The organism is Rheinheimera sp. UJ63 (genome assembly GCF_021568285.1).
GTDB lineage: Bacteria > Pseudomonadota > Gammaproteobacteria > Enterobacterales > Alteromonadaceae > Alishewanella > Alishewanella maricola.
On record NZ_JAKGTQ010000002.1, the window covers coordinates 137,919 to 161,279 of the forward strand.

The 23,361-nt window shown below is 43.6% G+C and carries 22 protein-coding genes; 12 read left to right on the forward strand and 10 right to left on the reverse strand.

The features are described 5' to 3' along the window. The first annotated feature begins 116 nt into the window (after nucleotides 1–116). The 7 genes from L1N97_RS06705 (at nucleotide 117) to L1N97_RS06735 (ending at nucleotide 7,626) form a co-directional block, all read left to right on the forward strand. Nucleotides 117–968, forward strand: coding sequence for a flagellin N-terminal helical domain-containing protein (locus L1N97_RS06705; RefSeq protein WP_236129242.1), 852 nt, complete (start codon nucleotides 117–119; stop codon nucleotides 966–968). A gap of 282 nt (nucleotides 969–1,250) precedes the next feature. Next, entirely contained in the window at nucleotides 1,251–2,099 is an 849-nt protein-coding gene (locus L1N97_RS06710; RefSeq protein ID WP_236129243.1) for a flagellin N-terminal helical domain-containing protein, read from the forward strand. Between the two features lie 65 nt (nucleotides 2,100–2,164). Then, nucleotides 2,165–2,554 (forward strand): flagellar protein FlaG, encoded by a 390-nt coding sequence (locus L1N97_RS06715; RefSeq protein ID WP_236129244.1) that lies wholly within the window; start codon nucleotides 2,165–2,167, stop codon nucleotides 2,552–2,554. 36 nt (nucleotides 2,555–2,590) lie between these two features. Then, nucleotides 2,591–4,051 carry a flagellar filament capping protein FliD gene (fliD, locus tag L1N97_RS06720; protein ID WP_236129245.1) on the forward strand — a complete coding sequence of 487 codons (1,461 nt, stop codon included), beginning with the start codon at nucleotides 2,591–2,593 and terminating at the stop codon, nucleotides 4,049–4,051. Nucleotides 4,052–4,060: 9 nt separating this feature from the next. Beyond that, nucleotides 4,061–4,498: a flagellar export chaperone FliS gene (gene fliS / locus L1N97_RS06725; protein ID WP_236129246.1), complete on the forward strand. Its 438-nt coding sequence runs from the start codon at nucleotides 4,061–4,063 to the stop codon at nucleotides 4,496–4,498. 2 nt (nucleotides 4,499–4,500) lie between these two features. Further along, the gene (locus L1N97_RS06730; protein WP_236129247.1) at nucleotides 4,501–4,800 is read left to right on the forward strand and encodes a hypothetical protein; all 300 of its coding nucleotides are present in this window, start codon (nucleotides 4,501–4,503) and stop codon (nucleotides 4,798–4,800) included. 12 nt (nucleotides 4,801–4,812) lie between these two features. Then, nucleotides 4,813–7,626: a motility associated factor glycosyltransferase family protein gene (locus tag L1N97_RS06735; protein ID WP_236129248.1), complete on the forward strand. Its 2,814-nt coding sequence runs from the start codon at nucleotides 4,813–4,815 to the stop codon at nucleotides 7,624–7,626. Here the strand turns inward: L1N97_RS06735 and L1N97_RS06740 are convergent. The 10 genes from L1N97_RS06740 to pseB form a co-directional block, all read right to left on the reverse strand. Further along, entirely contained in the window at nucleotides 7,623–9,272 is a 1,650-nt protein-coding gene (locus L1N97_RS06740; protein WP_236129249.1) for a motility associated factor glycosyltransferase family protein, read from the reverse strand. The genes L1N97_RS06735 and L1N97_RS06740 overlap by 4 nt on opposite strands. 34 nt (nucleotides 9,273–9,306) lie before the next feature. Next, on the reverse strand, nucleotides 9,307–9,894 hold the full coding sequence (locus tag L1N97_RS06745) for a class I SAM-dependent methyltransferase (RefSeq protein ID WP_236129250.1): 588 nt from the start codon (nucleotides 9,892–9,894) through the stop codon (nucleotides 9,307–9,309). A gap of 198 nt (nucleotides 9,895–10,092) precedes the next feature. After that, on the reverse strand, nucleotides 10,093–10,965 hold the full coding sequence (locus L1N97_RS06750) for a class I SAM-dependent methyltransferase (RefSeq protein ID WP_236129251.1): 873 nt from the start codon (nucleotides 10,963–10,965) through the stop codon (nucleotides 10,093–10,095). Further along, on the reverse strand, nucleotides 10,958–11,629 hold the full coding sequence (locus L1N97_RS06755) for an HAD family hydrolase (RefSeq protein ID WP_236129252.1): 672 nt from the start codon (nucleotides 11,627–11,629) through the stop codon (nucleotides 10,958–10,960). The genes L1N97_RS06750 and L1N97_RS06755 overlap by 8 nt, the downstream gene beginning before the upstream one ends. Next, nucleotides 11,613–12,590 carry an ATP-grasp domain-containing protein gene (locus tag L1N97_RS06760; protein WP_236129253.1) on the reverse strand — a complete coding sequence of 326 codons (978 nt, stop codon included), beginning with the start codon at nucleotides 12,588–12,590 and terminating at the stop codon, nucleotides 11,613–11,615. Before L1N97_RS06760 ends, L1N97_RS06755 begins: the two co-directional genes overlap by 17 nt. After that, entirely contained in the window at nucleotides 12,587–13,636 is a 1,050-nt protein-coding gene (gene pseI, locus L1N97_RS06765) for a pseudaminic acid synthase (protein ID WP_236129254.1), read from the reverse strand. Before pseI ends, L1N97_RS06760 begins: the two co-directional genes overlap by 4 nt. Nucleotides 13,637–13,660: 24 nt before the next feature. Beyond that, a complete protein-coding gene (pseG, locus tag L1N97_RS06770; protein WP_236129255.1) occupies nucleotides 13,661–14,686 on the reverse strand; it encodes a UDP-2,4-diacetamido-2,4,6-trideoxy-beta-L-altropyranose hydrolase in 1,026 nt (341 codons plus the stop codon). A 1-nt stretch (nucleotide 14,687) separates the two neighbouring features. Then, nucleotides 14,688–15,386, reverse strand: a complete 699-nt coding sequence (gene pseF, locus L1N97_RS06775) for a pseudaminic acid cytidylyltransferase (protein WP_236129256.1) — start codon at nucleotides 15,384–15,386, stop codon at nucleotides 14,688–14,690. 34 nt (nucleotides 15,387–15,420) lie between these two features. Next, on the reverse strand, nucleotides 15,421–16,587 hold the full coding sequence (pseC, locus tag L1N97_RS06780) for a UDP-4-amino-4,6-dideoxy-N-acetyl-beta-L-altrosamine transaminase (RefSeq protein WP_236129257.1): 1,167 nt from the start codon (nucleotides 16,585–16,587) through the stop codon (nucleotides 15,421–15,423). Beyond that, the gene (gene pseB / locus L1N97_RS06785; protein WP_236129258.1) at nucleotides 16,584–17,585 is read right to left on the reverse strand and encodes a UDP-N-acetylglucosamine 4,6-dehydratase (inverting); all 1,002 of its coding nucleotides are present in this window, start codon (nucleotides 17,583–17,585) and stop codon (nucleotides 16,584–16,586) included. The genes pseC and pseB overlap by 4 nt, the downstream gene beginning before the upstream one ends. 272 nt (nucleotides 17,586–17,857) lie before the next feature. On the opposite strand from pseB, the gene L1N97_RS06790 reads away from it, so the two are divergent. From L1N97_RS06790 to fliE, 5 genes are all read left to right on the forward strand, one after another. Further along, complete coding sequence (locus tag L1N97_RS06790; protein ID WP_236129259.1) at nucleotides 17,858–18,631, forward strand: flagellin; 774 nt, start codon at nucleotides 17,858–17,860, stop codon at nucleotides 18,629–18,631. A gap of 127 nt (nucleotides 18,632–18,758) precedes the next feature. Then, complete coding sequence (locus tag L1N97_RS06795) at nucleotides 18,759–20,222, forward strand: sigma-54 dependent transcriptional regulator (RefSeq protein ID WP_236129260.1); 1,464 nt, start codon at nucleotides 18,759–18,761, stop codon at nucleotides 20,220–20,222. Nucleotides 20,223–20,369: 147 nt separating this feature from the next. Further along, nucleotides 20,370–21,485: a sensor histidine kinase gene (locus tag L1N97_RS06800; RefSeq protein ID WP_236129261.1), complete on the forward strand. Its 1,116-nt coding sequence runs from the start codon at nucleotides 20,370–20,372 to the stop codon at nucleotides 21,483–21,485. A 4-nt stretch (nucleotides 21,486–21,489) separates the two neighbouring features. Continuing rightward, nucleotides 21,490–22,848: a sigma-54-dependent transcriptional regulator gene (locus tag L1N97_RS06805; protein WP_236129262.1), complete on the forward strand. Its 1,359-nt coding sequence runs from the start codon at nucleotides 21,490–21,492 to the stop codon at nucleotides 22,846–22,848. A gap of 174 nt (nucleotides 22,849–23,022) precedes the next feature. Continuing rightward, nucleotides 23,023–23,361, forward strand: a complete 339-nt coding sequence (gene fliE / locus L1N97_RS06810; RefSeq protein WP_229584511.1) for a flagellar hook-basal body complex protein FliE — start codon at nucleotides 23,023–23,025, stop codon at nucleotides 23,359–23,361.

Sequence of the window (23,361 nt, forward strand, 5' to 3'; positions counted from 1 at the left end):
TCCTCAAAAAAATTCTAAAGTTTCCCCGCACTGCGCCGATACATATTTAACACGGCAAGAAACAGGCAATACACAGTGTTAATTGCCTCAAACAATTAAAAAGCGAGGATTACATCATGGCTTTATTTGTCAATACTAACTCATCAGCTTTAAATGCACAGCGTCAGTTAATCAATTCTGGTGGGGCTTTAGATACTGCTTTTAAACGTTTATCTTCAGGATTTCGAATTAACAGCGCGGCTGACGATGCAGCAGGCTTACAGATTTCTAACCGTTTAACCAGCCAAATTAACGGCTTGGATCAAGCGGCGCGTAATGCCAATGACGGTATTTCTTTAGCCCAAGTTGCTGAAGGAGCATTTGACGAAATTACTAATTCTTTGCAGCGTATGCGTACCTTAGCTATACAAGCTCAAAATGGTATTTCTAACGCTGATGATAAAGCTGCTCTTCAAAAAGAGTTTTCAGCTCTTGCTGCAGAAATAACAAGAGTTGCCCAAACAACAGAATTTGGTGGGCAAAAGTTACTTACAGGAGGTTTTTCTACAAAAGTTTTAGTTGGTGCTCAGGCTGCCGCAGCAGATTTTATATCAGTAAATGTAAGTCGGTCAGGCGGTTGGTCTGCAGGTGCTACAGGTCTTCAGCTTGCATCAGTAAATATGGCTACCAACGCTACAGGAGTAGATTCTGCTTCAGGCGCATTAACTAAAATAGATGTTGCATTAAAAGCTGTTGATGGAAAGAGAGCTGATTTAGGTGCAGTGCAAAATAGATTCCAAGCAACTATTAGAAATTTAACTAACGTATCTGAAAATGTTTCAAGCGCGAGAGCTCGTATTCGCGATACAGATTTTGCTAAAGAAACAGCTGAATTAACTAGAGCTCAAATTCTACAGCAAACTGGTACTACAGTTCTCGCCCAGGCTAACCAACGGCCACAGGCAGCTTTAAGTTTGCTTCAAGGTTAAGCGTAAATACCTGAAGCATCGAGATTATTGCAGTAATCTTGCTTCTTGCCGGAACCGCTTCAGTGGAGTGACTCGCTTATTATAAAGCCGCCGTATGGCGGCTTTATGTTTCTTAAAAACCACAATACTCTTCTTAAAAATAATATTAAAAAAATCCTAAAGTAAATTTAAAGCCTGCCGATAAAAAGTTAAGCCAAGTTGCAGCTTGGCTCAATTAAACGGAAAAACCGTAACTTAAACTACAGTCTAAGGCAGTTTTTGCTGGTGACTAAGGAGTGACTCATGGCTTTATTTGTAAATACTAACGGTTCGTCGTTAAATGCTCAGCGTCAGCTAATAAACTCTGGTGGTGCGCTGGATACAGCTTTTAAAAGACTTTCCTCAGGTTTTCGTATTAACAGCGCAGCTGATGATGCGGCAGGCCTACAAATTTCAAACCGCTTAACCAGTCAAATTAATGGATTGGATCAAGCAACTAGAAATGCTAACGATGGAATATCTTTAGCACAAGTTGCAGAGGGCGCCTTTGAAGAAATTACAACCTCTTTGCAGCGAATGAGAACACTTGCTGTACAAGCACAGAATGGTATTTCTAACGCTGATGATAAAGCTGCTCTTCAAAAAGAGTTTTCTGCTTTAGCTAATGAAATAACTAGAGTGGCTAATACAACAGAGTTTGGAGGTCAAAAGTTGTTGAATGGTACTTTTTCCACCAAGGTTTTAGTTGGAGCTCAAGCAGCTGCAGCGGATTTTATTTCTGTAAATGTTAGTCGGACTGGTGGTTGGTCAGCTAATGCAACAGGAATAGGGCTTGGCTCTGTAAATATGGCTACTAATGCTACCGGAGTAGATTCTGCTTCAGGCGCATTAACTAAGATAGATGCTACGCTTAAATTGGTTGATGGTAAACGAGCTGACCTTGGTGCGGTGCAAAACCGTTTTCAGGCAACTATCAGAAACTTATCTAATATATCTGAAAACGTGTCTGGTGCACGAGCGAGGATCCGGGATACCGACTTTGCCAAAGAAACTGCAGAATTAACGCGGGCACAGATCTTACAGCAAACAAGCACTACTGTATTAGCCCAGGCAAATCAGCGGCCACAGGCAGCGTTGTCGTTGTTAGGTTAAAACGTAATTAAGCGCTAGGATGAAGGCCTATGCCTTCATCTAGCCTTAACAACTGAGGTGGTATTATGAATACAATAACAAGTGCCTCTATGTTAATATCGAATGTTGGGTCGGAAGCCAGAGTAAATTCTGGTAATGTAGAGCAAACTAAATTCTCTGAAGTAGAAACAAAGCGACCTGCAGATACACAAGCGGACGTTAAAGCGCCAAGTGCAGCTGAAGTAGAAAATGCGCTTAGCGTGGTCAATAAGGCTGCTGTATTTGAACAGCGCTCTTTAAGTTTTATGGTAGATGAAGCTTCAGGTCGGTCTATAATTAAAGTCATAGATCGTAGTAATGACCAATTAATCCGCCAGATCCCTTCAGAAGAACTGCTTAAAGTCGCACAAGATATTAAGAAGTTACAAGAGGAAATGGGGCAGTCGTTAGGCTTTCTGGTTGATCGGAAAGTGTAATGGTTGTTTATTAACAGTACAGGCTAGGGGGCTAAAATGTCTTCAATTAACTTTCTTGGTGCAGCATCAGGCTTACCACTTGATGAGTTGGTTTCAACCTTTGTCAACGCAGAGCGTGACACTAAGCTTGCCAGAATTAATAAAACGAAGACTACCCTCGATGCTTCTTTATCAGGTGTCGGTCAGCTTAAGTCAGCCTTAGCCAGTTTTTTAGACGCGTCTAAGAAGTTATCTACTGACAATCTTAAAGCGCGCGCTGTCTCAATAGTTCAGCCAGAGGCGGGCAAAGAGTTTATTTCTGCAACGGCCAAAAATACCGCAGCTGCATCCAGTTTTGATATCAAGGTCAACCAGCTTGCTAGCGGTAGTCGGGTCGAGTCTGCAGATGGTGCTTACAGTGACTCGAGTGCAGTGGTAAGTACTACGGCAGGTAATTTAACCTTTCAAGCTGACGGCAATTCTTTTACTGTTGCTGTTACCGCCGGCATGACGATGAACGAGCTGCGGTTAAAAATTAATGATGTCAGTGATAACTTTGGCGTTAATGCCAATATACTTAACGTGGGTGGCGCGGTAGGTACTAAACTGGTATTAACTTCCACGATAACAGGAACCGGTAATGATTTAGCTATTAGCAACGATAATGCTGAGTTAGACGCCTTTTCTACCGTGCCAACAGGTGCTAGCGCTGGTCTTGCTGTGACTTTGGCAGCTAAAGATGCGGTAATTGAGCTTGATGGTACTACAGTGTCCAGTAAAACCAATGTGTTTGATGATGTTGTACAAGATATTTCCATCACCGTGTTAGCGAAAACACCAGATGGAAATAACGCTAAGCTGGATGTGGCTACGGATAAAACGGCTGCCGAAAAAAATATTAATGACTTTATTAAAAGTTATAACACCCTAGTGTCGCAAGTGGCGACTTTGACAAGAAAACGCATTCTGGATGCAGATGGTAAAGTTACATTAGAAAGTGGTGCTTTATCAGGTGATTCCTTACCTAGAAACATCATGAATCAATTACGTGGTGTTCTTGGTAGCACCGTTAGTGGCGCTGCAGACAGTTTAAACAGTTTGTACAGCATGGGGATCTCTATGACCAAAGATGGCACTTTAGAGATTTCTGCAAGTTCCGAGTTTAATAATGAAACAGGCCAGGCCCGCTTTGATAAAGCGCTTAACCAAAATTTCGATAATGTGGCAAAGTTATTCGGTGGTGATGATGGATTAATTTCTAAGCTTGATGCATTCGTTAGCGAGTACACTAAGACAGGTGGTATTCTTTCTAATCGACAAGATACAATTCAATCACAACTGCGAGATAATACTAAAGCTTCTGAGGCTGCCAGCCGATATATAGCTAGTTATGAAGATTCACTTAGGAAGCGTTATGCTGCATTAGATACCTTATTAGGGCAAATGCAGCGGCAGCAAGCGAGCGTCACCGCTGCGCTGTCTAGTTTACCTAAGTTTACTTCAAGTTCATCGAGCTAAGGAGTTGTTATGAGTTATGGTATTAAAGCTTACAAATCAGTTGGTGTTAAAGATGATTTAGCCGTAGCCGATCCGCATCGCGTTATACAGTTATTAATGCAAGGTGCGTTAGAGAACATGGCAAAAGCGAAAGGTTTTATTGAGCGTAAAGATTTTGCGGGTAAAGCACAAACGCTTTCTAAGGCGATGGCGATTATTAGTTCTCTTCAAGGCTCACTTGATATGGATGGTGGCGGAGAATTATCAGAGAATTTGTTTTCATTGTATTATTTTATGCTAAACCACTTAACAATTGCTAGCAGAGACCTAGACATTACAAAAATCGATGATGTGATTTCTATAATGGTGACGATTAAATCTGCCTGGGATCAAATTCCTGTGGCTGACCGAGAAAATGGCTATAAATTACAAGCTCAACGTAGCCAAAAAATGGTTGTTGGGGTTTAAACTTGACAGTAAATCAGCCTGAACTCGATGAAATTATCCAGCAAGCTGAAGCTCAGCTTGCTTGTTCATCTTTAGACATACCTTTATTATCACAACTACTTACTAAATTAGAGCCTTGGGTTGCTAAGCTCACTCTTGCTGCACAGAGAGAACAACAAGCGCAAAGCCAGTTAGAACGCTTACAGCATTTTTTTAATGAGGCTATTGCCCGAACCCAGCAAGAACGGCTAACAATCGGTACTAGCTTGAAAGAGCTTAACACTGGGCGTAAAGCCAGTCATAATTATGATAAGAATAGATAACTGAGTAACGGAATGTTAAACCTTATCAGTGACTTTTTACATGAAGATGTAGATTTGCAATTTATTAATGAGCAGTCGGCCGCAGTCAAGCTTAAGAAAACCTTCCAAACTAACCTGCTTTTTTTTAAACACTTCAATAATGATATTTATCAGCAGGTAATTAATTACAAAGCAAAAAATTATGCGGTATTTTGCACAAAAGATCTGGCATTAAATATTGTTGAGACAGCAAGTGGCCGTGTGTTATACCAAGCCGATCCAAAAGCCGAGGCCTTAATGGAGGTTGAACGTTTTTGCCAAGTCGCGCCTACGCTGTACTTAGATAACAATACGGCTAAAACAAACCTGCAGCCTATTGCCGAGAAGGCAGTCGTTTTAATGTTCGGTATTGGTGCTGGGCTACAGTTAGTCCCGTTTTTACAAAAAGCTCGTCCAGCAGTGTTGGTTATTTACGAGGCAGAATTAGATTTATTTATTAGCTCGTTAAGTATCATTAACTGGGCAGATGTGTTTGATACGGCTGCCAGTTATAACACCATGTTATCCCTACAGATAGGCAACAATGGCGCCAGTATTGCTGCAGATCTGCGCGAACTAACTGAGTTATTACCACATCTTCAACACTGCCACATATATCGTCATTTAGCACATCCTGTGTCAGATGAAGTCTTACGCTTCTTACTAAATCATAACGGTGATCGTGTTAAGTTACTTCAACATCAACGCCAGTTTATAGGGTATTCAGAGGACACGCTATTTGTACCTGAGCGGACACCTAGCGTTTTGGCAAACCAAGAATATTCTGATGCCGTTAAAAGTGAGCTATTTCTAGCAAATATGGCTGCCTTTCAACAATATTACCCGCAGTTATATGACATTTTTCGTGACTATAAAGCGCAATACTGGCGTTGTGTTGAAGATGAGAACGGCTTCAATCTTTATTGTGATGAACGTTGGGCCTTGTTTTATCATGATGCTGAGCAAGACTCGTGCAATTCCCTGCAACGCTTTTTACGGCACCCAATTAATAATGAGCTTATCTTAATTCAAGGTGGGCAAGATAAGTTTAAAAACTATGTGCATTTTCAGGCGGTTAAAAAGATACAGCCTATTTTAGAACAATTGCATCTTAAAACGGTTAACGAATTAGACAGTGTTGAAAATCTGATTATTCTCGGTGTTGGTCTTGGTCGTCATATTGAATTATTACTTGAACAACACAGCATCAAAAATTTATTTATCTTCGAACCCAATATCGACTTTTTTTATGCCAGTTTATTTGTAACAGATTGGGCAGCATTATTTAATAAAGCCGCCGCAACGGAGCAGCGTTTTTACTTTAATATCGGGGGCTCAGGGGAGGAATACTTTACTGATATTATGAGCCAATATTACCAAACGGGCGCCTATGGTTTAGCCAACAGTTTGGTATTTAATTCGTTTTTAACCCCAGGAATGAAACTTTCTCTGCAAAAGCTGCAGTCACAATTAAAAATTATTGTTGCCATGGGGGAGAATTTTGACCATGTGCGTTATGGTGTTGCGCATACTTATCACAGTTTTTCTCAAAACCACGGTTTGTTATTACGGCAACCATATCGCGAGTCTGATATTGCAACCCTAGACCTCCCGGTCATTATTGTAGGAAATGGACCAAGTTTAGATAAGAGCTACCAATATATCAAAGAGCAGCGCGATAACTTGATTGTTATAAGCTGTGGTACAGCGTTGAGATCACTTTATAAGCTGGGGATAACCCCAGATTTTCATGCCGAAATTGAACAAAATCGCGCTACTGTAGGTTGGATAAGCCAAGTCAAAGATCCTAAATGGCTTAAATCGATTTCGCTATTGTCGATAAATGGTGTTCATCCTGAAACTGCCGCGCTTTTTAAAAAGGTGTATTTAGCGCTCAAAACAGGGGAATCTTCAACAAGCCTCTTTAGTACAGCGTTAGAACAACATCGCCTTAAGCCGGTTGAACTTAATTATTGCTATCCTACAGTCTCTAATTTGGTATTAGATTTATTCACTGAGTTAGGATTTAAACAAATTTATTTGTTTGGTGTCGATTTAGGTTACGTCGACCCTAACAACCACCATTCAAAGTTTTCTGCTTATTATCGTGAAAATGATGGTTCAAGCTTGCAGCAAGTGAGTGATTTTGATTATAACTTGGTGATTAAAGGTAATTTTAGAGACGTTGTTCAAACCAAACCAGAATTTGACTTTTCGCGCAGTATTATGGAGTTAAGAATAGCCTCTGCCGCAAAAGATCGACAGTTTTTTAACTGTAGTGATGGCGCTTTTATAAAAGGGGCTTACCCTTTGCTACCAGAGAATATTATAATTAAACCAGTAGATTATGCCGTTTCGACTGCGATAGAAGAATTTTTTGATAATAGCTTCCATAATTATGACTTAAGCTTGATTGCAGACGAAATAAAAGCCAAGGTATTAGCAACGGATTTCTCATCTATCACCACCCAATTATGTAATATGTGTAGCCCTGTAACTGACGAGCAAGAAGCAAAACAGTTGTTACCTAAGCAGTGGGAATATTTATGGGATCACTATTTTAGTGAGCAGCGTTTAGGGTTTTACCTGTTATGCGGTAGCGCCATTTATTTTCTAACGGTTTTAGCCAGACTGATTCCTGCTGCCAGTAAAAAAGAAGATCCAGCACGTTTTGATGCTTTTAATCAAGTGCTTGCAATCTGGCGTGATTACTTGCAACAAGCTGAACAACAGTACAAAGCTGATCCATTTAGTTTTTGTAATGTTAGCGTTGAGCATTTGTTTAGTGATAAATCAAAAACCAATTAGTGACTAGGTGCTGCACTTTTTTGACTTTCCCTTTTCAGTTGTAATAAGCAGTGTGCCAAGTAGTTTAACCATGCTTGCCTCACTGTATCAAACCTAGTTGTTGGCAAAGCAAAGTAATGTAAAGTTGCTGTCACCATTTCGATGTAACGCAAGGCGCCATTAAACAGTTGATAGCAGGTATGCTGCTGGTTTAGTTTGGTTTTTTCCAAGATTTGCCTTTTTATGGCAACTTGCTGCTGTAGGCTGATTTGGGCACCTTTAGCTGATAGCGCCAGCATTTGCTCGACAAGCTTGATACTGTCTTCTATATAGTGATGCGAACTGGATGCTGTTGAAAACGCTTTAGGTTTAATAAACAAGTTGTTGATGGTGTTTAACGCAGCGGCAACAGCTTCGGTTTGAATCGTTATTTGCGGTTTTGTTAATGCGATAGCCCCCTCTATTTTGGCACCATCATTACAATTATATACTTTCTGTGTTGACGCAAGTTTGATGCGCTCAGACATCAGCTTTCTTGCTGCATCAAACGGTGGCACAGTTAAACAGTGTCCGCCAAAGTTTGCTTCTACTTTATAAGCTGCGCCATGGGCGAGTTCAAAGTCATATATTTCGGTGCCTTGTGAAGTAAAATAATCCGACGCTTTAGCATGGTGTGCTGTTAAGTATTTAAAGCCAAAATCGATACCAATTAGAAAAAGGTTTTGGCAGCCAATAGTTAAAGCCAGGTCAACAGCTAAATTGGTAACGGTATAATAGGCATAATGTAACGCGAGTAGTTGCTTTGGTGCCAAATTGTATTCTAGTTCAGAACGACATTCTTGACCTGCTAGGGTAACTAATAATGCAGTTTGAAACAGTTTACAAATCTGCGGGTGCTGATCTAACGGGCTGATTAAATTAATTTGTTTTAAATAGTTACGCGGTAATTGTTGCAAACGCTCCAACGTATCAATGCCACGTTCAAGATCAACGTGAAAGTCTGGTACTAAGCCATGCCGTTGTAATGTGATTAGGGCTGTACCACAACTAATTAAAATAAGACCCTGGCGATTTTCGCGTAAAAATGTGAGGTGTAAGTCTAAACTTGGTCCATTACCTATTATGCACACGGGCTCAGTTAGAACGGGTGTGGTGCTAACAAGGTAGCGGGCCTGTTTAGAATTGGTGAAGCAACGACTGACACTTTGCAGCTGTTTTTCAACGTAATTGGTTTTTCCATTGGTGTTTTGCACTAGTTCCCGCAAAAGTTGATAAGCCGCAAACAGATGTTGTTCATAGTAAGGCATATCAATATAAAAATTGATTAAATCAAGATTTCCACTCTGATATTCTGTAATTAGGTGCTGTTCTAACGTTTTTATTTCAGTACAAATAACTACCTGAGCTGTAGCTTGATACCAAGGAACGGTAAAAAAAGAGGCATACAAAAAATCGAGATCCGGCTGAAAAACCAGCAGAGATTCACTGTTTTGTAGAGCATGTAGTAAAGCGTTGTGATCTGCAGTACCCAGTAAAACACGTTCTTTAACGTTAAAAGCAGTTGCTAAAGATGCAGTGTTGACGCTGTATTGTAGTTTATTAATGCCGTATTTAGCATTATAGCAAGTGCCGGATTTCGTAGCAGCGTTATTTGTATTCGAAAGCACCGGCGCTATTTGAAGTTATTAAGATGTGGTATTGTTATTCTATTACAATGTAAGAGGTAAGCGGGCTCTGTGGCGAGCGTCTTATGGCATATTTATCCAAGCCAAATACCTCTTTTAATGCTAGGGTTTCTCCAGGAAACTTATGATAATTGAGCTCATCAAAGCCAATAACACTGCCTTTGGTCAAATGGTCTTTGATTAACTCCAGACATCTTTTGGTCGGCTCGTAAATGTCAAAGTCAAAGTAGGCCATGGCGATAATAGTCTGTGGATTATCCGTCAAGTATTGCTTCAGAGTTGCGGTAGCATCACCTTTAATAATTTCATACTTTTTAATGTGGCTCAGCGGGCTTTCTGATTCATGGTATTGCAACACACTGTCTAGGTAGTGCTCGTAACCTTCAGTGACACTGTATGCGCCTTTTTTAATGACATCGTTGTTGCCGTCTTTTTCAGATACGGACGGGAAACCTTCGAAGGTATCGAAGCCAATGATCTTACGGTTATAGTTGTAAGGTTCATACATGCCACGAAACGAAGAAAACAGCGCAAGGTTTTGCCACAAACGGACACCAAACTCCATGATCACACCATGCACCGGCAGTGCCCTTATATAACTCATCCATAAACATAATGCGTGCCAGATCCTGACGGCGCATAAACAGCCCTAAATTATTCAGCATTTCTGCCGGTGGCAACGGGCAGTAGCTAAAGGTTTGGTAAAAGCTCTTGCGGCTGTATGCTTCTTTAGCTGATGAGTCTGTTGATACCACTAGATTGGTGTTTGCTTTGTTGTTCATTTTTTCTCGAAAATTAAGGCTTACTCAGGTGTGACATAAGCGACCAGCTCACGGCCAAAGCCCAGGGCTGCACTAGCTTCAGCATAACGAATATAATTATCGATATTATTGCCAATCAGAAAGTTTTCACAAAATACGCGGCTAAAATGCGCTTGTTTACCTAAGCTTCGGTCCTGCCAGTAATTAGAATGTGAATTTGTTAGAAAAACTTCGATAGGAAAGGTGGTTTGTAACGACAATAAACGATATCCGCATGCAGAGATAAAACGGGTCAAGTTTTCCTGGTTAAAATAGCTCAAATGCTCCGGTGGGGCAAACCAGGTATTGTCGGTATAGCCTTGTTGTTGCAAGGCCAGTTGGAAGTCTGAATAGTCATTTGGTACTTTAATTCTCAGGGCGGAACTGGCTGACAGCAGGGGTTTGAGTGTGGCCATGGTTTCGAACGGATCCAGTACATGCTCCAGCACGTTTTGCAGGTTAATCAGGCCAAAGATGCGGCCTTTGTAGTGTGCAAGGCTTTGTTCAATACTGCCTTGCTGAAAATACGGCAACAAATGCGGGTTGTGTTTGCTGATACCAAAGTCAGAATAATCACAGCAGGCAAGCTCCCAGCCAAAGGTGTTAAAAGCGTTGACAAAAAAACCTTCACCACAGCCCAGGTCCAGTAAGCTGCGATGCAAGTTATTTTGCTGTGCTACACGGTGAGCGACACTGGCGATGTTGTGAAAATACTCGAGCTCATGCTTAGTATAAGTGCTTTGGTAAGAGCCTTCGGGCACCTGGTAGTACTTAGCGTTATAATGCGCCTGTAACTGTGGCTCTGAGGGTTTGGGCATAGCTTCCATAAACCCCAGCGCGTGGCGTTGTTCAGTAAATTTTGCTTTATCAGACATTATTGTGGTTACCTTTTAGCAGTTGCTTCAGCTCAGTAAGAGTATGCAGCCGCGTTTTAGCGTCATAGCCTGGTTTAGCCTGCGCATCCTTGTGGCAGCCTGTCAAAATGCGGACAGTTTGTGCGCCTTTTTTATTCAGATTAACAAAGTCTTTTGCCGGGTTATCGCCAATATAAACTAGATCCTGCCAGCTACATTGTTCTGCTTTCTGGATTAAATCAAAACAATAGGTAGAAGGTTTAGCATGCTTTATGCCAAAACGGTGAGTAATAAACATACGTTTAAAATAAGGCGCTAAGCCAAGTGCCTCGAGTTTATTTTGCTGTACTATTTTATGGCCGTCGGTGACAAGATAAAGTGGCCCAGGCAAGTTTTGTAGCATTTGGCGGTGGGCTTGCGGTAGTGTCAGAGCCGGTTTATGTAAGCGGTAGCGGCGCACACAGTCACTGATATTGGTTTTCGTGGCCAGGTTGTGCGGTGCTAACCACTCGTCAAAAATACGCCCGCGCCCCTGGCTGTCTAACAACTGACATAAACGTTGAAAACCGTTGGCGGCATCTAATTGCCAGCGCTGCTGTGCCATAGCGGCTACAGCGCGAAAGCCGCTTTCGACGAACTGACGTTCATCGTATAAGGTGTCATCCAGATCAAAAATCAGGATCATACTGATAGGTATCCATACTGTAGCGTAGTTGCCTGATGGGCTGTGTTGCTGCGATAAATGCTGTAAGCATAGCCTCTGGCTGCATGGCTTGCAAAAAGCTCCAATACAGGCTATCAAGCCCAGCCACGATGCTTAAGGTAGAAGCACCGCCAAAACGGCTATTACATTCTATAATATGCGGCTTGCCGCTGGCATCAATAATGGCTTGCATAACCACAGGGCCTGTTAGTTTCAGCTTTGCCAATATATAGCTGAACTGCTGAGCTAAAGTCGTATCGCTGAAGGTGGTGCTAATTTGCGATTCACCGGCAACAACTTTATCCCGCTGTCGCAGTATCAGGCCTTTTACACAGCTATCTCTGTCCAGCCATGCATCGATACTGATTTCTTTTCCTCTTTGCATAGGCTGATAGATTGGATTCTGTAACTGTTTAGCATGCTGAATGGCCTGCGCCTTGCTCCGCGCCAGTCCGATAGATTTGGCTCCGGCACCAAAACGCTCTTTCACTACAAATTGCTCTGCGATAATGTCGTCAATTTTTAATGACGCTGGAATAATAGGTAGTTGATGCTGCCGCCCAAATTCAGCAAAGGCCAATTTATCTAGGCACAATTTAATGCCGGCCTCTGGCGACACAATAATATGAATGCCGGCGTCAGCAAAGTAAGCGCGGTTTTTCGCCCAAAACAACAGTTCACCATCCCGGCTGGGCAGGATGACCTTTATGTTGCGTTCAATACAGCCGCTGCGGAGTTCAGCTTTATTTGCATTAACTGTGGCTGGCATTTGCCAGAAACTGTCAGCAACTGCTCTGCTGACGCATAGCCGTTGGGTGTCACCAGCAATAATACTTCCGGTTGGGAACAACCGCAGCCAGGCTTGCCTGGCTGCTTGCAACATAGGAATTTTGGCGCTGGCACTGGTTAACAGCAATGCGCTGCCGGACAGTGGCTCTGTCACAGCAAATCCCAGCTAAGTGGCGTGCCCATCGTCACATCCTGTTTTACTTTACGGCCAAGAAGTTGTGGCAAATATTTCGGTGCTAAACCAAGCCCCGGCCGCACTGAACGCAGGTTTTCTGCGGTAAATATATCTCCGGCTTGCATATCTTTAGCAATATAGAGCGAGCGCCGGTGTATCCGCGAGGCTATCTCTTTATCGGTACAGCCGTAATGCACTTTACCTAAGGCATCTTTAGCTTTACGACATTCCGATACCAGTAAACTGAACTCGTCCGGCTCCATAGAAAAGGCTGAGTCTATGCCACCTTCGCTGCGATCCAACACAAAGTGTTTTTCTATCACACTTGCGCCTAGCGCGACAGCAGCTACGCTGACACCAATACCGGCTGTGTGATCGGATAAGCCAACCTGACAGTCAAACAGCGCCGCCAGGTGTGGAATAGTGTTTAAGTTGGCGTCGATAGGGCGTGCCGGGTAGTTGCTGGTACATTTTAACAAGATAATGTCGTTGCAACCGTTGCGTTGCAGCACGTCAACGGCTTCTGCTAATTCAGCTTGGGTGGCCATGCCGGTTGAGATGATCACCGGCTTGCCGGTGCGGGCAACGGCAGCAATTAAGCCATGATCGATATTTTCAAACGAGGCAATTTTATAGCAGGGCACATCTAACTGTTCCAGATAGTCTACTGCGGTTAAATCAAAAGGCGAGCTAAAGGCTAACATACCGTGCTCTTTTGCACGATCAAACAACGGTTTATGCCACTCCCAGGGTGTCATGGCCTTTTTATAAAGTTCATACAACGAGCAGCCGTGCCATAAGCTAGCCGGGTTATCGATAAAAAACTCATTTTCATGCACATTTAGCGTAATGGTGTCTGGGGTATAGGTTTGCAGTTTAATTGCATCTGCACCACATTTTGCTGCGGCATCTACCATGGCTAACGCTTTTTCTAAACTTTGGTCATGGTTACCAGAGAGCTCAGCAATGATAAAGGGCGGATTACCAGCGCCAATCTGATGTTTTCCCAGCGTAATAACAGCCATTTGTTGACCTCATTTCCAAATTTTTTAGTTAATTAATTTTGATATTGCGCTTACCACTAAAGGGGTTCCCGCATCTTTTGGCACAATCGCAGCTGCGTGTTGGCTAACTGCAGCCAGTAAGTTCGGCTGTGTTAAATAATGTTGTAGTTGTAGCGTTAAGCTTAGCTCAGTTATCTCGTCAGCCATTCCCAAAAAAATACAGGCTCCTTGCTCTGCTAGGTATTCGGTAATGGCTTTTTGATTGTCGGCAGCCACCACCACCAGCCCGGGTAAAGCTGTTATACATCTTTCCCAGTGTGTCGCGCCGCCGGCGCCGAGCATTAATGAAGCACGCGCCATCAACTCAGCCATATTGTTGCATTGAATATGTAATGTGAAATTAGGGTAAGCGGCCAGCTGTGACATTAACTGTTCGCGCCAAGGGTTATTAGCGCCAATTACTATATCGGCCGAAATGCCTGGGATCTTTAACTGTGCAATCACTTTAATTGCCAAAGACGTTAAGTTTTGCTCATCACTGCCACCAAAACCAACCAGAATCTGATGCTGAGTTCGAGGTGGATAAATTTGATAAAACTCCTCACGTAGTAATGCATAGCAAGGACCTGTTAAGGTTTTACAATGTGCAGGGACAAGTTTACGGTATCGATTAGCCGCATTAGCTAGCAAGTTTTGGTCGAGTAAAAGATCGCAATCATGTGTTCTGTTGGCTAAATCGTCTATCACCATAATATAACGACAACGTGATCGCATCTGTTTGCAATATGTATATCCTAATTGGTAATGATCAAGCACCAGTAATTGATAGTGAAAGCTTAGTTTGGCCAAGCTTTGTTGGCTATCAAGCAGTTCATTCGCCGGCTCACAAGGTAAGCTAAAAGTTTCAAAACCTTGCTCTGTAATCAGCGCCAGTAAATTTCCCTGTGTTTCACGGCACAGAAAGTGACAGTCAATATGTTGTTTTCGTAGCGCTGTTGCTAATGTTAAGCAACGCATAACATGGCCACTGCCAATTGTGACAGAGGCATCAACCCGAAACAGCACTTTCATGCTAGGGATGTTCCTGTTGCAGCAATTTATACAGCAATTCTGCCCGAAGCCAATCGCCGGGTGTATCAATATCTTGTATCAAATGATCAGGCAGAACATGCATTTTGGACTGTTCGCCAAAAATGTTGTGTTCAGCGTTTAACCATGTACTTGCTGTGGCCCAATATAGCTGGCCGGCATCATGATAAGCGGGGGCTAAATCTTGCGAACGTTTGCCGATACTATTGCGATCAAAAGGTGTTACACCGCCGCTTGCAGTTTGCAATAGCGCGCGCTGTATAGGAAAAGAAAAACGCGCTGCTGTAAATACATAGGAGGCATTAGTGCTTGTTAGCGTGACAAGCATTTCTTTAATAGTGTTCGCGCTCAGTAGCGGTGTTGTGGCATACAGGCAAGCACAATGATTAATTGACCAGCCTAGCTGAAGTAAACGTTGTATGGTGTCTTTTATTACGGCGCTGGTACTCGTGTAATCATCCGCTAAGTCTTTGTTGCGAAAGAAAGGGAGTTCAGCCCCATAGTGTTTTGCAATATCAGCAATTTCTGCATCGTCCGTTGATACAATCACTTTATCCACCACACCGCTGTCTATTGCTGCGATAATCGGATAGGCAATCATTGGTTTTCCACAAAACAATTTTATGTTTTTACGCGGGATCCGCTTACTGCCTCCTCTGGCTGGAATAATGGCGATATTCATAACGAGTTCCTGAAATGCCGTTTAAAAAACATGACTAAAGGTCGTTAGACAAAAAGTCTGTTAATACTTGCACAATATGACTTTGCTGCTTCAACGTTAAACCAGGATATAATGGCAAGGTCACCGCCTGCTGATAATAGCGTTCAGCCTGCTCGCAATAACCAGGTTGAAAACCTTGTTGTTGGTAGAAGGGGTGTAAATAAATCGGAATATAATGCAGATGACCAATAATGTCTTTGCCACGTAAGTGTTCAATGCAGGCTTTATGGTGTGTTTTAGAAAGCCCCGTTAGCCTAACAACAAATAAATGATAGCTGCTGTAGCAATCCGCCTGCACTTGCAACGGCATAATCCTATTAAAAGGCGCTAAAAGCTTTTGATACTGCTGGGCAAGCTTATTACGTTTGGTAACAAATTGTGACAATTTATGTGATTGACTCAAACCTAAGGCCGCTTGTAAATCCGTCATCCGATAGTTAAAGCCTAAAAGTTGCTGCTGATAATACCAAGGGCCATGACTCTCTTCATTAAACTCTGTGGTCTCAGAGGTAATGCCATGACTGCGCAGCAGCTGCATTTTACGAGCAACGTCGCTTTGGTTTGTCAGAGCCATACCACCTTCACCAGAAGTGATAATTTTCACCGGATGAAAGCTAAATATACAGATATCGGCATAATGACAACTGCCAACGGCTTTACCTTGATACTGTGCACCAATGGCGTGAGACGCATCTTCAATAACCTTGAAACCATACTCGGCCGCTAATTGCGCGATTTTGGCCATGTTGCAGGGTTGACCGGCAAAATGAACTGGAATAACGACCTTAGGAAGGGTATTAGTTTTTTTTGCTATGAGTAATTTTGCTTCTAAAGCGTTAACACACATATTGCCGGTATTAAGCTCAATATCAACAAAATCAACTGTTGCACCGCAATAAAGCGCGCAATTGGCCGACGCAACAAACGAAATGGCAGAGGTCCAAACTAAATCGCCAGGGCCAACGTCAAGTGCAAGGCAGGCAATATGCAAAGCCGATGTCGCACTGTTTACCGCTACAGCATGTTTGGCGCCACACAATACACTGATAGCTTGTTCAAAAGCGGGAACTTGTGGTCCTTGGGTGAGCCATGCAGATTGCAATACCGCCGTGACTGCCGCGATATCATCTGAATCCAGTTGCTGTTTACCATAGGGAATCATAGAGATACATCCAAATTGAATTCTAAGATTTCAGCAATTGATAAAAAGTGCGGATTGCTATTTGAAACATATTCAAAATTATCTAAGACTGGTGTTCCCTGTTCGTTAATCGCGTTAGAAGTAAAATCATTACTGCGATTAAAAAACTTAATGGCGGGCGCAATCACAAAGTGGTCTGAAAACTCATAGGTGTGGTAGGACATATCGCCTGGACACATCATTTCATGAAGTTTTTCACCGGGGCGAATGCCGACAATTTTAATGGGTAAATCAGGGGCCATAGCTTTGGCTAAATCAGTAATGCGGATAGAGGGTATTTTGGGTACGAAGATCTCACCGCCAAGCATCCGTTCAAAGTTCTTCAATACAAAATCTACGCCTTGCTGCAAACTAATCCAAAAGCGCGTCATATCTTGATGGGTAACCGGCAGATGGTCGCTGCCGTTATCAATCAGTTGTTGAAAGAAAGGAACAACTGAACCACGAGAGCCTACAACATTACCGTAGCGCACAACAGAGAAACGGGGGCGACTTCCTCCCACCATATTATTTGCGGCGACGAATAATTTGTCAGAGGCGAGTTTGGTGGCACCATATAAATTGACTGGGTTTGCGGCTTTATCAGTGGAGAGGGCAATAACTTTTTCAACATTACAATCGATGGCAGCATTAATGACGTTCTCGGCACCATTGATATTGGTTCGGATACATTCGGTCGGGTTATATTCTGCTGCAGGAACTTGCTTCAGTGCCGCAGCATGGATCACATAATCTACACCATGCATCGCTCTAACTAAACGGTCACCATCGCGAACATCACCAATAAAATAGCGCATACAGCTTTGATTAAAGCGTTGCTGCATTTCATATTGTTTTAGCTCATCGCGAGAATAAATGATGATTTTTTTTGGTTTATAGCGATCAAGTAAAGTTTGAGTATATTTATGCCCGAATGAGCCAGTACCGCCAGTGATTAGGATCGTTTTGCCATCAAACATTGTCTGCCCACCCATTTTTCTCGTTATTTACGGTAAAGCATAACACATGCCATTTGTAACTGCTTTAAAGTAAAAACCTAAAAAGTCTTGTAAAAACAGCAGGTCAGTTAAATTAGTTTAACCCGTTTCTGAGCAGATGCAAGTTAATCGCAGCAGTTGTATTTTAAGTGAAGCCTTTAGTCGTTTCTGTACGCATTTTGATAGCGCCATTCATTTGAGTTAACACCACTTAAGGGCTAAACTTAATTAAGATTTGATAACGAGGCATGCTGATGAAAATTACAACGCCAAGCAATAACATCTTAACTAATGTGTTGCAGCAACAACAGAAATTAGCCCAGCAAGAAGCCAGTGGTAAGCGTATTACCAGCGCTGCCGATGATGCGGCGGGTTTGCAAATCAGTAATCGGTTGAGCAGCGTGATAAATGGTCAGCAGCAAGGGCAGCGTAATATTGCCGATGGAGTGGCGTTTGCGCGGGTTTATGAGCAAGCGGTGCAAGGGATTAGCGATAACGTGAATGAAATTGAGCGGTTGGCGATTGCTGCCGGTAATGGCATTTATAGCGATGCTGACAAACAAGCGCTGCAAAGCGAAGCGAATGGTTATTTAGCCAATATCCAACAAGGTTTAACGGCGGAGTTTGCCGGTAAGAAACTTTTTGAAGATACGGCGCTTAGCTTTAATGCTGGTGATAGCAATCTACAATTACAAACCCAAGATTTAGGCGCAGCGCTGAACAGTCAAAACTTGTTCAGTATTGATTTAACTCAGCCACAAACTCTGACAACGGTGCGCGCTGTGGCAGAGCAGTTAAATGCGTTGCAAACTGAGGTCGGGGCTAGTATCAATGCCTTTGACAGTGCTTCTCGTGCGGTATCAGGTCAGCAAGTCGCTACTTCTGAAGCGCGTTCGCGTATTGCTGATCTTGATTATGCGAAAGCCAGTAGCGAACGTGCGGCCAATAATATTTTATCGCAAAGCTCGGTGAATGTGGCGATGCAAGCACGTGTTAGTTCAGAGCAAGCGTTATCGCTGCTTAGTTAAACTGCGTATATCAGTATTTTGCTAAACGCTAATTTTTTGACGCCCTGTCAAAAAATTAGCGTTTTACCTTGCAAGGCTGCGCACAGCTTGTACAATAAAGTCAATTATAGTTATAAACTGTGCGCTTATGTCTGATAACCCTCATCTTTATCTGGTTGATTTGCAACTCAATCGCTGTGAGCGTTTGTCCACCGTCTGCAGTTTTATTGGTGAAGCTCATCAGCTGGTGAGCCCTGCTGATTTGGCCAATACCCTACAACATCATCCGGCTTCGGTGGTTGTGTTCGGGGCGATTGATCAATTGGATGCCAGTACTATTATTCGGCAATTTCCGGCAAGTGCGTTTTTAGTTATTGGTGACAGCCAAGGTTATTTATTAGAGCAGGCCAACGTGATTGGCGTGTTGAGTGAGCCCTTTTCTTATAATAGCTTAACGCAGCTTTTGCGTGATGCGCAGCAGTACCATCGCTTATTACCCACCCATAAACAGCAAGATAATCAAGTGCGCTTCGATGGCATGGTTGGGCAAACACCGGCCATGCAAAAAATTCGTTTTTTGATCCAGCAAGTGGCCAAAACAGAAGCGAATGTGCTGGTATTAGGGCCTTCTGGTACCGGTAAAGAAGTGGTCGCGCGCAATATTCATTTATTATCGAACCGCGCGAATGGGCCCTTTGTGCCAATTAATTGTGGGGCTATTCCGGCCGAATTGTTAGAAAGCGAATTATTTGGACATGAAAAAGGCGCCTTTACCGGGGCTATTTCTACCCGCAAAGGTCGGTTTGAGTTAGCACAAGGTGGCACCTTATTTTTGGACGAAATTGGTGATATGCCACAGCCCATGCAAGTGAAATTGCTGCGGGTGTTGCAAGAGCGAATTTTTGAGCGGGTAGGCGGTAGCCAAACGCTGAAAGCCGATGTGCGGATTATTGCGGCAACGCATCGCGATTTAGAAGTGATGATCACAGACGGCAGTTTTCGGGAAGATTTATACTATCGCTTAAATGTGTTTCCTATCGATACTCCTGCGCTGTGCGATCGTGCAGACGATTTGCCGATTTTAATTAATGAATTACTCAATCGCCAATATGCCGCACATCAAGCAAAAGTGAAGTTTACTGAACGCGCACTCGACAGTTTAAAGTTACACAGTTGGCCGGGTAATGTGCGCGAGTTGGCTAATTTACTCGAACGTATGGTGATCATGTATCCGGATCAGATCGTCGATGTGGCCGAGCTACCGAAAAAATATCAGCACCTAGATGTTGAATCTTATCAGCCGGTGTATCCAGAAGAATTACAAGAGCGTGATCTGTTAAATGCGTTATTTCAAAGCGATGACAGCAGCGACAGTGAGGAGGCCGCCGGTTTTGAGTCTGTAGCCACATTTACTTCTGTTATCACTCAAGATAACTTGCCGGAAGAGGGCTTAGACTTAAAAGAGTATTTGGCTGAATTAGAAATCCGTTTTATCTCTCAAGCGCTAGAGCGCCACGATTTTGTAGTGGCGCGGGCAGCCGATATTCTAGGTTTGCGCCGCACTACCTTGGTTGAAAAAATGCGTAAATATAATTTAGGTAAAGACGAGTAACTCTGCATCATCTTGAGCCTGTTGTCAGATTTTTGACGCATAAAGATTATTAATATCAATAATTTAATCATGGCACATTCTCTGCATTGCTCCTGTTAAGATCCGCCAACTGCTTCGCTGTTGGCCCTTAGCAGCAGGAGCCACTCTATGTCAGTATTAACCGCAACCAGCCACTTGAATGAAGTATCAAGTGCGACTGTGCATCCTTTGATCGCGCCCACAAAAAGCAGTGCGCGCTCGAAAGAGCAGCGGTTAAAACACATTCTGCAATGCTTACCCTCCGGCGTGGTGTTGCTTGATGGTTGGGGCCGAGTGATTGAAGTGAATCATGTTGCTGTAGAGATGCTTGGCGAGCCTTTGCTCGGTGAGTCATGGCTTAATGTGATTAACCGCTGCTTTCGACCTCGCAGTGATGATGGCTTAGAAGTATCGTTAACGGATGGGCGGCGCGTAAAACTGCAAATCAGTGCTTTAACACCCGACTCGGGGCAGCTTATTGTGTTGACCGATCTCACCGAAACACGTGAGCTACAAAATCGCTTAAGTCATCTGCAGCGTTTATCCACACTGGGTAAAATGATGGCGACGCTCGCGCATCAAATTCGCACCCCTTTATCTTCTGCCATGCTATATGCAGAGAATTTGCGTAGCCCAAAATTGCCCCATCAATCACGTGAACAATTTCAAGATAAGTTACTGGCGCGCTTGCACGATTTAGAGCAGCAAGTGAACGATATGCTGTTATTTGCGCGCTCAGGTACGGCACAAGCCGTGGCCAGCATGACATTGCAGCAATTAATGGACGAGCTGGAACTGCGCAGCGAAGCCTTGCTAAGCCATCATCATGCCACCCTTAAAATCAGTTTAACCACACCGCAAGTATCTTTACTGGGTAATAAAAACAGCCTAGTAGAAGCCTTATTAAACCTATTGCACAACAGCTTACAAGCTGCAGGCGATAACGCACAATTGTGCTTAGCGCAGCAAATTGGCAAAGCGGGGCAGTTAACCTGGCAATTTAGTGATAATGGCCCGGGTATTCCGCTAGCCGTGCAAGCGCAGATGTTTGAGCCGTTTTTTAGCAATAAAGCCGGTGGCAGTGGTTTAGGTCTAGCGGTTGTACAGGCGGTGGTCCATAGCCATCAGGGCAGTATTCATTATGTTGAGTTAGCAGCAAGGCCAAAGGGGGCGTTAAGTGGCGCCTGTTTTGAGATCAGCTTGCCTATTCATCATAGTGCCTCAGCGACTAAGACTAAGGAGTAAAGCCATGTCAGATCTGAAAATATTAATTGTGGAAGATGATGCCGGTTTACGCGAAGCCTTAATCGATACACTGAGTTTGGTCAATTATCAGGTGCTCAGTGCCGCCAGTGCCGAAGAAGCCTTGCTGCTATTAAAAAAACAAAGTGTGCAACTGGTGATCAGTGACGTGCAAATGGGCTCGGTATCGGGTTTAACCTTGTTAAAAACCTTACGCGAACAACATCCGCAATTACCTGTGCTGATGATGACGGCCTATGCCACCGTGCAAGATGCGGTTGAGGCGATTCGCTTAGGGGCGATTGATTATTTATCGAAACCGTTTTCACCTGAGGTGCTGGTCAGTACGGTAGCGCGTTATGTGGTTGCTGAGCCAACAGACAGCTTCACGCCGATTGCCGCGGCCGAGCAGAGCAAAGCCCTGTTACAATTGGCCGAGCGGGTGGCGCATTCTGAAGCCAGTGTGATGATCTTAGGGCCTAGTGGCTCGGGAAAAGAAGTGCTGGCGCGTTATATTCATCAACAATCAGCCCGTGCTGCTGAGCCTTTTATCGCCATTAACTGCGCAGCGATCCCCGATAATATGTTGGAATCCACCTTATTTGGTTACGAAAAGGGCGCCTTTACCGGTGCGGTGGCGGCGTGTCCGGGTAAATTTGAACAAGCACAAGGCGGTACTATCCTGCTGGATGAAATTACTGAAATGCCGATGAATTTGCAGGTTAAACTCTTACGTGTGCTACAAGAGCGCGAAGTAGAGCGGCTGGGCAGTCGTAAAACCATTAAGTTAGATGTGCGCATTTTAGCCACCAGTAATCGTGAGCTTGCTCAAGCGGTAGCCGATGGCCTTTTTCGTGAAGATTTGTATTATCGTTTAAATGTTTTTCCGTTAAGTTGGCCTGCATTAGCGCAGCGCCCGGAAGATATTGTGCCGTTGGCGGAGCATTTATTGCGCCGGCATTGCCATAAACAACAACGGCCAACTTGCCAGTTGAGTAAAGCGGCTCAACAGCGTTTAACCCAGCACAGCTGGCCAGGTAATGTGCGCGAGCTCGATAATGTGATCCAGCGTGCTTTAATTTTACAAGGCGGCATTGAGATTGCGGCGGCTGATATTTTATTAGAAGTGCCGGGTTCACTGGGGCAAAGTGCCGTGCCACGCGTGCAAGGTGTAGGTTCAACCACGGCAGACACCACCGATTTTAAAACTGAAATTCATGAGCAAGAGCATAAGCTTATTCTTGCCACGCTTCAGGCTTGTGCTTTTAAGCGCAAAGACGTGGCCGAAAAGCTGGGTATCAGTGATCGCACCTTGCGTTACAAATTAGCGCGGATGCGCGAGTCAGGTATTGATATTCCGGCTTAAGCGAGCCTCATACGTCATTTCACTACAAAGCCTTACGCTGCTTGGCAACGAATGCCGATGCAGCGTAAGGCTGTCTGGTTATAACCCCTGTTTTCCCTATGTTTGGCGAGTTGGCACAACTTCTGCTTAGTCTGTTATATCCTCGTAAATAACAAAATTTTGACAGGCAGCATTATGGAAATTAAAGGTCAGGCGTTATATGCCCAAATGCAAAGCATGGCAACCCAAGCACGTGCTTTGCCCTTCGAAGCCGATCCAAGCATGGCGGTGCAGCCGACAAACAGCAGCCAGTCAGATTTTTCCACCTTGTTTAAAAACGCGCTAGGCAGTGTCAATGAACTACAGCAGCAAAGCCGTGGCATGGCGACCGCAGTTGAAATGGGCGATCCTAAAGTGTCCTTGGCGCAAGCCATGATTGCCGCGCAAAAATCCTCTTTGGCTTTCGAAGCGACCGTGCAAGTTCGTAATAAAGTGGTCGAAGCCTATAAAGAAATTATGTCGATGCCGGTCTAA

Coding starts and splice junctions, on each gene's coding strand:
- L1N97_RS06705 (WP_236129242.1), top strand. CDS start 117: ATGGCTTTATTTGTCAATACTAACTCATCAGCTTTAAATGCACAGCGT.
- L1N97_RS06710 (WP_236129243.1), top strand. CDS start 1,251: ATGGCTTTATTTGTAAATACTAACGGTTCGTCGTTAAATGCTCAGCGT.
- L1N97_RS06715 (WP_236129244.1), top strand. CDS start 2,165: ATGAATACAATAACAAGTGCCTCTATGTTAATATCGAATGTTGGGTCG.
- fliD (WP_236129245.1), top strand. CDS start 2,591: ATGTCTTCAATTAACTTTCTTGGTGCAGCATCAGGCTTACCACTTGAT.
- fliS (WP_236129246.1), top strand. CDS start 4,061: ATGAGTTATGGTATTAAAGCTTACAAATCAGTTGGTGTTAAAGATGAT.
- L1N97_RS06735 (WP_236129248.1), top strand. CDS start 4,813: ATGTTAAACCTTATCAGTGACTTTTTACATGAAGATGTAGATTTGCAA.
- L1N97_RS06745 (WP_236129250.1), bottom strand. CDS start 9,894: ATGAGTTATATAAGGGCACTGCCGGTGCATGGTGTGATCATGGAGTTT.
- L1N97_RS06750 (WP_236129251.1), bottom strand. CDS start 10,965: ATGTCTGATAAAGCAAAATTTACTGAACAACGCCACGCGCTGGGGTTT.
- L1N97_RS06755 (WP_236129252.1), bottom strand. CDS start 11,629: ATGATCCTGATTTTTGATCTGGATGACACCTTATACGATGAACGTCAG.
- pseI (WP_236129254.1), bottom strand. CDS start 13,636: ATGGCTGTTATTACGCTGGGAAAACATCAGATTGGCGCTGGTAATCCG.
- pseG (WP_236129255.1), bottom strand. CDS start 14,686: ATGAAAGTGCTGTTTCGGGTTGATGCCTCTGTCACAATTGGCAGTGGC.
- pseF (WP_236129256.1), bottom strand. CDS start 15,386: ATGAATATCGCCATTATTCCAGCCAGAGGAGGCAGTAAGCGGATCCCG.
- pseC (WP_236129257.1), bottom strand. CDS start 16,587: ATGATTCCCTATGGTAAACAGCAACTGGATTCAGATGATATCGCGGCA.
- pseB (WP_236129258.1), bottom strand. CDS start 17,585: ATGTTTGATGGCAAAACGATCCTAATCACTGGCGGTACTGGCTCATTC.
- L1N97_RS06790 (WP_236129259.1), top strand. CDS start 17,858: ATGAAAATTACAACGCCAAGCAATAACATCTTAACTAATGTGTTGCAG.
- L1N97_RS06795 (WP_236129260.1), top strand. CDS start 18,759: ATGTCTGATAACCCTCATCTTTATCTGGTTGATTTGCAACTCAATCGC.
- L1N97_RS06800 (WP_236129261.1), top strand. CDS start 20,370: ATGTCAGTATTAACCGCAACCAGCCACTTGAATGAAGTATCAAGTGCG.
- L1N97_RS06805 (WP_236129262.1), top strand. CDS start 21,490: ATGTCAGATCTGAAAATATTAATTGTGGAAGATGATGCCGGTTTACGC.
- fliE (WP_229584511.1), top strand. CDS start 23,023: ATGGAAATTAAAGGTCAGGCGTTATATGCCCAAATGCAAAGCATGGCA.